Source organism: Dietzia sp. CW19 (genome assembly GCF_014145265.1).
Lineage (GTDB): Bacteria > Actinomycetota > Actinomycetes > Mycobacteriales > Mycobacteriaceae > Dietzia > Dietzia natronolimnaea.
Genome location: NZ_JAALEE010000047.1, coordinates 1 through 7,213 on the forward strand (window position 1 = coordinate 1; position 7,213 = coordinate 7,213).

Genomic DNA, 7,213 nt, shown 5'->3' on the forward strand with positions numbered 1-7,213 from the left:
GTCGGCGAGTGGTCGTAATCGAGCCATTCGGCGGCAGGTTTCCAGCGGAAATGCGATCAGTAGTGACCGCCCGCTGCGGACACCGCGGCGCGATGCCCAGCGACAGCCTGAGCACCCCGGCCCCACCGCCGACAGCGCACCCTGGGGTCAGTCGGCGATCCCCGCCGACCCGTCCCGCCGGGCGGCGACACACGCCTCGCACAGGCCGAACAACTCGACGGTGTGGGTCACCTCGGTGAAACCGTGGGCCCCGCCGGCGCGGTGCGCCCACGTCTCCACTCCCGGTTCCTCGACCTCCACCGTGAATCCGCACACCCGACACACCAGGTGATGGTGGTGCGAGTCGGAGCACTTCCGGAAGATCAACTCTCCGGAGTCGGTGCGCAGCACGTCGACCGCTCCGGCGTCGGACATCGACTGCAGGGTCCGGTAGACGGTGGTCAGTCCGATGGCGTCGCCGCGGTCGCGGAGTTCGGCATGGAGATCCTGGGCCGAGCGGAACCCCTTGGACTCGTCGAGCAGCGCGGAGATGGCACTGCGTTGACGGGTCGAACGCACGCCGATCGCCTTGTCTGGTGTGGACACGTCCCTACTCCTCCCCGGCGTGCCCGACGGCCGCCTCGACGATGTGCAACAGGTGGTCGTCGAGCAACTCGTAGCGGATCTCGCGTCCCCGCCGGTGTGCCGAGACGACGTTGGACGACTTGAGGACCCGGAGATGCTGACTCACCAGCGGCTGCGCGACCCCCAGGGCGTCCACCAACTCGTGGACGCAGCGCGGCCCCTCGCGGAGCTGCAGCACTATCGCAATACGCAACGGCGCCGACAGCGCACGGAGCAACTCGCCAGCGGCCGAGACCACGTGCTGCGGTGGCAGCGGCACGGGATCGGCGTGGGGGCCGGGGTCGTGGATGTCCGCGGCAGGCCCGGGGTCGGCCGGGGACTCGGGTCCGGATGCCATTGACGCAACCTTCCGGGCGCGGTGGGGACCGGCGCCGTGTCGGGTGGGGACCCCAGTATCCCAGACCGCCGGGGTGGACCGGATACCCTGGTGGGAAGTGCCGCGGGCGCCGGCCCGCGCCGAGGCCGTCCACCACGACACCTCCGCCAACCGACTCACCAAAGGGAGAACCCCCGACGTGGCATCCTCAGCGTCCGTCATCGACACCGTCGTCAACCTCTGCAAGCGCCGGGGACTGGTGTACCAGTGTGGCGAGATCTACGGCGGAACCCGTTCGGCGTGGGACTACGGTCCGCTGGGCGTGGAGCTCAAGGACAACATCAAGAAGCAGTGGTGGCGGACCTTCGTCACCGGCCGCGAGGACGTCGTGGGCCTGGACTCGTCGATCATCCTGCCCCGCAAGGTGTGGGAGGCCTCCGGCCACGTCGAGACCTTCACCGACCCGCTCGTCGAGTGCCAGTCCTGCCACACGCGCCTGCGCCAGGACCACCTGCAGGAGGCCTATGCGGCCAAGAAGAAGTTGGACACCCCGACCGATGTGCCGATGGCCGACATCGCCTGCCCGAACTGCGGCAACAAGGGCATGTGGACCGAACCACAGCTGTTCTCGGGTCTGATGAAGACCTTCCTCGGCCCCGTGGACAACGAGACGGGCCTGCACTACCTGCGCCCGGAGACCGCCCAGGGCATCTTCGTCAACTACAAGAACGTCATGACCACCGCCCGGCGCAAGCCGCCGTTCGGCATCGGTCAGATCGGCAAGGCGTTCCGCAACGAGATCACGCCCGGCAACTTCATCTTCCGCACCCGCGAGTTCGAGCAGATGGAGATCGAGTACTTCGTCAAGCCTGATGAGGCGAACGAGCACTTCACGCGCTGGGTCGAGGACTGCTGGGACTGGTTCGTGGACCTGGGGATCGACCCGGCGAACATGCGTCGCTTCGACGTCCCGGACGACGAGCGCGCCCACTACTCGGCCGGCACGATCGACTTCGAGTACAACTTCGGATTCTCCGGTAGCGGCTGGGGCGAGCTCATGGGCATCGCCAACCGTACGGATTACGACCTCACGCAGCACCAGACCCACTCCGGTGAGGACCTGCAGTACTTCGACCAGGCCTCGGGCGAGAAGTACGTTCCGTACGTCATCGAACCGAGCTTCGGCCTGACCCGGTCGCTGATGGCGTTCCTCATCGACGCCTACACCGAGGACGAGGCACCCAACGCCAAGGGCGGAGTCGACACCCGCACCGTCCTCAAGCTGGACCGGCGCCTCGCACCGTTCAAGGCCGCTGTGCTGCCGCTCTCGCGGAACGCCGACCTGTCCCCGAAGGCCCGGGATCTGGCCGCCCAACTGCGGAAGAGTTGGAACGTGGACTTCGACGACGCGCAGGCGATCGGCCGACGTTACCGCCGCCACGACGAGATCGGCACCCCGTTCTGCATCACCGTGGACTTCGACACGCTCGACGACCAGGCAGTCACCATCCGTGAGCGGGACACCATGTCGCAGGAGCGGGTGGCTATCGATCAGGTCGAGGGGTACCTCGCGCAGCGGCTCATCGGCTGCTAAGCCGGCGCTGGCACACTGGTCGGGTGAACAGATCCCGGTCCCCGCTGCGGGCGGTGTCCAGGGCCATCGGGTGGCTCCTGGTCATCGCACTGCTCCTGTGTCTCGTCGTCCCCGGCTTCATCGCGTTCCGTGTGTGGCACGTTGCGCGGGTGGACGACCGCACGACGGCGGACGCGATCGTCGTCCTGGGCGCGGCCCAGTACGACGGTGTCCCCACCCCGGTCTTCCAGTCCCGACTCGAGCACGCCGCCACCCTGTACGAGGAGGGTGTCGCACCCCAGATCATCACGGTCGGCGGTAACCAGCCGGGGGACCGCTTCACGGAGGCCGGTGCGGGTCGCGCGTACCTGACCGAGCTCGGGGTGCCACCCACCGCGATCCTGGCGGTCGAGACCGGCACCAACACGGTCGGCAGTCTGGACGCCGTGGCGCTGACGGTCCGCGACCAGGGAGGTGGGTCCGTGGTGCTGGTCAGCGATCCCACCCATTCGTACCGATCGCGGATGATGGCCCGGGACGCCGGTCTGGACGCGTGGACCTCGCCGACCAGGCAGGGGCCCGCGGTGTGGACCCGGGAGAACCAGATCCTGAGCATCATCAGGGAGACCGGCGCGGTGCTCTGGTACCAGTACCACCGGATCGTCGGCACCGACGTGGACTTCCCCGGCTGATCCGCCGATAACACCGGACCGGCCCGGCCGGGACCGACGACGACGGGGCGCACTCGCCCGACAGGAGACGCGCATGACGGGGTACGCGTACGACGCTGCAGACGCCGAGCGCCGGGTTGGTGAGGGGCCCGGCCGGGCGCAGGGGACGGCGAGTGAGCGCAGCCCGTTCGAACGGGATCGCGCCCGTGTCCTGCACTCGGCGGCCCTGCGGCGTCTCGCCGACAAGACGCAGGTGGTAGGACCCGGGGACGGTGACACCCCACGGACACGCCTCACGCACTCGCTCGAGGTCGCGCAGATCTCCCGCAGCATCGCCGCCGGGCTGGGCTGCGATCCCGACCTCGCCGACCTGGCGGGATTGAGCCACGACATCGGGCATCCGCCCTACGGCCACAACGGTGAGCGTGCCCTGGACGAGGTCGCCAGAGGCTTCGGGGGCTACGAGGGAAACGCCCAGACCGTGCGGATCCTGACGCGACTGGAACCCAAGGTCGTCGACGCGGACGGTCGCGGGGTCGGGCTCAACCTCACCCGTGCCGCGCTGGACGCCGCCACCAAGTACCCGTGGCTGCCGCGAGAGGGCACCACCAAGTTCGGCGCCTACCCCGATGACGCGGAAACACTCGCCTGGATCCGCGAGGGTGCGCCCGGGGACACACGGTGCCTGGAGGCACAGATCATGGACTTCTCCGACGACGTGGCCTACTCGGTCCACGACGTGGAGGACGCGATCGTGGCCGGCAGGCTGGACCTGCGGTCGCTGACCGACCCGTCGGAGGTCTCGGCACTGGCCGAACTGGGCGCGCGGGAGTTCCGCGGGCCCGACGCGGACCAACTGCGCGAGGCGGGCGGACGGCTCGGCGCGCTCGACGCCGTCCGCGCCGTGCAGCCCTTCGAGGACACCTTCGCCGGAGCGGTCGCCCTCAAGGCCCTCACCAGCCAGCTGGTCGGGCGGTTCGTCATGCCCGCCATCCACACCACCCGCGAGGTGCACGGCGAGGTGCCTCACGGGCGGTACAGCGCCGACCTCGAGGTGCCGGTCCACGTGGAGGCCGAGGTGGTGATGCTCAAGACCATGGCCGTGCGGTACGTCATGAGCGACCCGGGGCACCGGGCCCGTCAGGACCGTCAGCGCGATCGCATCCACCGGGTGGCCGAGTACCTGGCCCACTCGGCGCCGGCCGGACTCGACGCGGTACTCCGACCGCTGTGGGACGCGGCGCCGGACGACGCGGCGCGGATGCGCGTGATCGTGGACCAGGTGGCCCTGTACACCGAGAGCCGGCTTGAGCGAATCGACCGGGCGAGCGCCGGGATCCAGGCGGCCTGGGGCTGAGTCCCGCCCGGTTGTCCCGCCTGTTCGCCTGCGCGGAGAACCACGTCCGGACCACCAGCACTTCGATGCTCGCCGTTGACGAGCCGTTGGACTCAATCTGTTGCGTGCCAGGTCAGGCGTTCAGTGCTCCACACGCGCGCCGATCTCGCAGAGCTTGGCGTCCGACCCGAGTGCGTCCAGTTGAGCTCGGAGGTCGGCGACACGCTGCTCAGCCTGGGAGATGAGCATGTCGGCGACACGATTCCAGTCCTCGGGCTCCGGCGTCGCGGGCAGCGGGCCGAGCAGTTCCGCGATTTCCCGGACGGTCAGACCGACGCGCTGGGCCAGCTTGGCGATCTGGATGCGGCAGGCGGCGGACTCGTCGAAGCGACGTTGATTGCTCGCGGTGCGGACCGCGTTGATCACGCCGTGGTTGTCGTAGAACCGCACGGCCGACGGCGCAACTCCGCTACGTGCGGCGACGTCACCAACGGTGATCAAGCCCGTGGCAGACGCTTCAGAACCGGCAGTCGGTTGAGATGCAGTGAACGTCATGGTTCTCACCTTCGGGTACGACCGGGCCTTGACTTCAACATATGTTCAACCCTCAGTGTGGTGGACATGACCACGCAGACACCACCGAACAGCGAGCATTTCGTCAACCCCACGCGCGGCCCGACACGGGTCGCAGTGGTCTCCTCCAGCGTCCGCGACGGACGGGTGGGCCCGACCATCGCCGACTGGGTCGTCACCACCCTCGAGCGCAGCAGTGGCATCGAGGCCGACGTGATCGACCTTGCTCAGATCACCTTGCCCGACGACAGTCAGCTCTACCCCGGCGGCGGGCCCAGGAGCGAGGTAGCCGCGCGCATTGACGCCGCAGAGGCGTTCGTGTTCGTCACCCCCGAGTACAACCACTCGTATCCCGCATCGCTCAAGCGGCTCATCGACTGGCACTACGGCGAATGGAAGCTCAAGCCCGCCACCATCGTGGCCTACGGAGTCCAGGGTGGGTACTCCGCCATCGAGCACCTGCGAGGAGTGCTGGCAGAGCTGAACATGGTCACCACCCGGCGATGCCTGGGCCTGCCGGCCCCGTGGCAACACCTGGACGACGCCAGCCGCTTCGCCCCTGATGAGTCCGTGACCGAGCGGCTGAAGGTCACCCTGGCCGAGCTGGAGTGGTGGGCCGGCGTACTCACCGACGCCCGTTCGGACCGCCCGTTCCCGAACTGATCGCGGCCGCCCGGCCGTGATCCGATCAACCCGAGGAGGAAAGGTCCCCATGACCGGTTCACAGAAGCACAGCCCATTCATTCTGATCAATACGTTCACCCCTGTCGAAGGCGGTATCGACGCGCTTGCTGCCTTTCAGATCGACGAAATGCAGGACATGAGAGCGGAGGCAGCCTCCCACGGCTGGCGTGGCAACGAGGTCTATCGAACCCGGGATGGAGCCAGTCTGATCGTGGTCACACGGTTCCGGTCCGCGGAAGCCAAGGAATCATGGGTGGAGACAGATCGATTCCGGCGACACGTCGAAGGGATAGCACCGCTGATCAAAGGCGTTGTGTCCGTCCCGGTGGCACTCATCGCCACCCATAGCGGAAGCGGCGACGCCGACTGAGCGCGACAGGTCCGTCCGCGAACGCACGGGCACGAGAGGCCACCTGGCGTTGACAGGTCGAGCGACGAGCTCCCGGTCAGCTCACCGCCCGGGTGAGGTCGCCAACCAGCTCCTCGATGCCGAGCGCGCCGATGGACCCGCCGGGGGAGAACCCGGTTCGCACCACCACGAGGTCGGCGGACGGGACCACCACGATGTATTGCCCGTCGTGGCCCGAGGCCCAGTAGGCGTCCGAGGGTATGCCGGGCAGGCGCAGTGGGGAACCGTCGCCGGCATCGTTGAGCCACCACTGCGCGCCGTAGGGTTCGGGCTCTCCGCCGGCCGGGACGACGCTCGTCGCGTACTCCATCCATCCCGCCGGGAGCAGTTGGCGACCGTCCACCTCGCCGTCATCCAGCGTGAACTGTCCGAACCGCGCCCAGTCCCGCGGCGTGGCCCACAGGTAGGAGCTGCACACCGACCGGCCGGAGGCGTCGGCCTCGAGGACCGCACTGGTCATCCCGAGCGGGCCGAACAGTAGGCGGTCGGCCATCTCGGGCCCGAGGCCGGTGCGCTCGTGCAACAGGTCGCACACGATGTTGGTCGTGCCCGACGAGTACTGGCGGAAGGTCCCGGGTTCGTGTGCGAGCGGTTGGGCAGCGGCGAACGCGGCCATATCGGGCTCGGAGAAGAGCATCTCGGTGATGGGAGTTCCCAGGTCGTAGTCCTCGTCCCACTCGAGCCCGGAGGTCATGCGCAGCAGGTTGTCGAGAGAGATGCGCGCTCGCTCGTCGGTCCACTCGGAGCGCAGGGCGGTGCTCCCGGGATCGAGGTCGGCATCCGGGAACTCGATCTGCGCCCGGCCCACCAGCGTGGCAGCCACGCTCTTGGCCATGGACCACCCGAGCTGCCGGGTGTCCGGCCCGAAGCCGTCGGCGTACCACTCGTCCAGTACCTCGCCCCGGTGGACCGCGACGATTCCGCGCGTGCCCTCCTGCCCGGCGGCCTGGTCGAGTGCGGCGCCGACCTCGGCCGGGACATCGGTGGCCTGCGGCAGGCGGATGCCCTCGGCGCCGCCGTCCTCCGC

Annotated in this window: 9 protein-coding genes; 5 read left to right on the forward strand and 4 right to left on the reverse strand. The window is 68.7% G+C overall.

Annotation, left to right across the window (positions count from 1 at the left end; genetic code table 11):
- Nucleotides 1-147: 147 nt before the first annotated feature.
- Nucleotides 148-585 (reverse strand): Fur family transcriptional regulator, encoded by a 438-nt coding sequence (locus G6021_RS01760; RefSeq protein ID WP_107748212.1) that lies wholly within the window; start codon nucleotides 583-585, stop codon nucleotides 148-150.
- A 4-nt stretch (nucleotides 586-589) separates the two neighbouring features.
- Entirely contained in the window at nucleotides 590-961 is a 372-nt protein-coding gene (locus G6021_RS01765) for a metalloregulator ArsR/SmtB family transcription factor (protein ID WP_107748213.1), read from the reverse strand.
- Nucleotides 962-1,139: 178 nt separating this feature from the next.
- Between G6021_RS01765 and G6021_RS01770 the strand changes: the two genes are divergently transcribed.
- From G6021_RS01770 to G6021_RS01780, 3 genes are all read left to right on the forward strand, one after another.
- Nucleotides 1,140-2,534 carry a glycine--tRNA ligase gene (locus G6021_RS01770; RefSeq protein ID WP_107748446.1) on the forward strand — a complete coding sequence of 465 codons (1,395 nt, stop codon included), beginning with the start codon at nucleotides 1,140-1,142 and terminating at the stop codon, nucleotides 2,532-2,534.
- A gap of 53 nt (nucleotides 2,535-2,587) precedes the next feature.
- On the forward strand, nucleotides 2,588-3,205 hold the full coding sequence (locus tag G6021_RS01775; protein ID WP_107748214.1) for a YdcF family protein: 618 nt from the start codon (nucleotides 2,588-2,590) through the stop codon (nucleotides 3,203-3,205).
- A gap of 73 nt (nucleotides 3,206-3,278) precedes the next feature.
- On the forward strand, nucleotides 3,279-4,541 hold the full coding sequence (locus G6021_RS01780; RefSeq protein WP_107748215.1) for a deoxyguanosinetriphosphate triphosphohydrolase: 1,263 nt from the start codon (nucleotides 3,279-3,281) through the stop codon (nucleotides 4,539-4,541).
- Between the two features lie 120 nt (nucleotides 4,542-4,661).
- Here the strand turns inward: G6021_RS01780 and G6021_RS01785 are convergent, their stop codons facing one another.
- On the reverse strand, nucleotides 4,662-5,021 hold the full coding sequence (locus tag G6021_RS01785; protein ID WP_206682639.1) for a MerR family DNA-binding transcriptional regulator: 360 nt from the start codon (nucleotides 5,019-5,021) through the stop codon (nucleotides 4,662-4,664).
- 120 nt (nucleotides 5,022-5,141) lie between these two features.
- Between G6021_RS01785 and G6021_RS01790 the strand changes: the two genes are divergently transcribed.
- Nucleotides 5,142-5,756: an NAD(P)H-dependent oxidoreductase gene (locus G6021_RS01790; RefSeq protein WP_107748217.1), complete on the forward strand. Its 615-nt coding sequence runs from the start codon at nucleotides 5,142-5,144 to the stop codon at nucleotides 5,754-5,756.
- A 49-nt stretch (nucleotides 5,757-5,805) separates the two neighbouring features.
- A complete protein-coding gene (locus G6021_RS01795; protein WP_107748218.1) occupies nucleotides 5,806-6,147 on the forward strand; it encodes an antibiotic biosynthesis monooxygenase in 342 nt (113 codons plus the stop codon).
- A 76-nt stretch (nucleotides 6,148-6,223) separates the two neighbouring features.
- On the opposite strand, the gene G6021_RS01800 is transcribed toward G6021_RS01795, so the two are convergent.
- Nucleotides 6,224-7,213 (reverse strand): serine hydrolase (locus G6021_RS01800; protein ID WP_182640537.1); only part of this gene is annotated, 990 nt, incomplete at its 5' end.

Excerpts from the sequence above, each read along its gene's own strand:
- G6021_RS01795 (WP_107748218.1), top strand. The coding sequence starts at position 5,806 with ATGACCGGTTCACAGAAGCACAGCCCATTCATTCTGATCAATACGTTC.
- G6021_RS01765 (WP_107748213.1), bottom strand. The coding sequence starts at position 961 with ATGGCATCCGGACCCGAGTCCCCGGCCGACCCCGGGCCTGCCGCGGAC.
- G6021_RS01790 (WP_107748217.1), top strand. The coding sequence starts at position 5,142 with ATGACCACGCAGACACCACCGAACAGCGAGCATTTCGTCAACCCCACG.
- G6021_RS01780 (WP_107748215.1), top strand. The coding sequence starts at position 3,279 with ATGACGGGGTACGCGTACGACGCTGCAGACGCCGAGCGCCGGGTTGGT.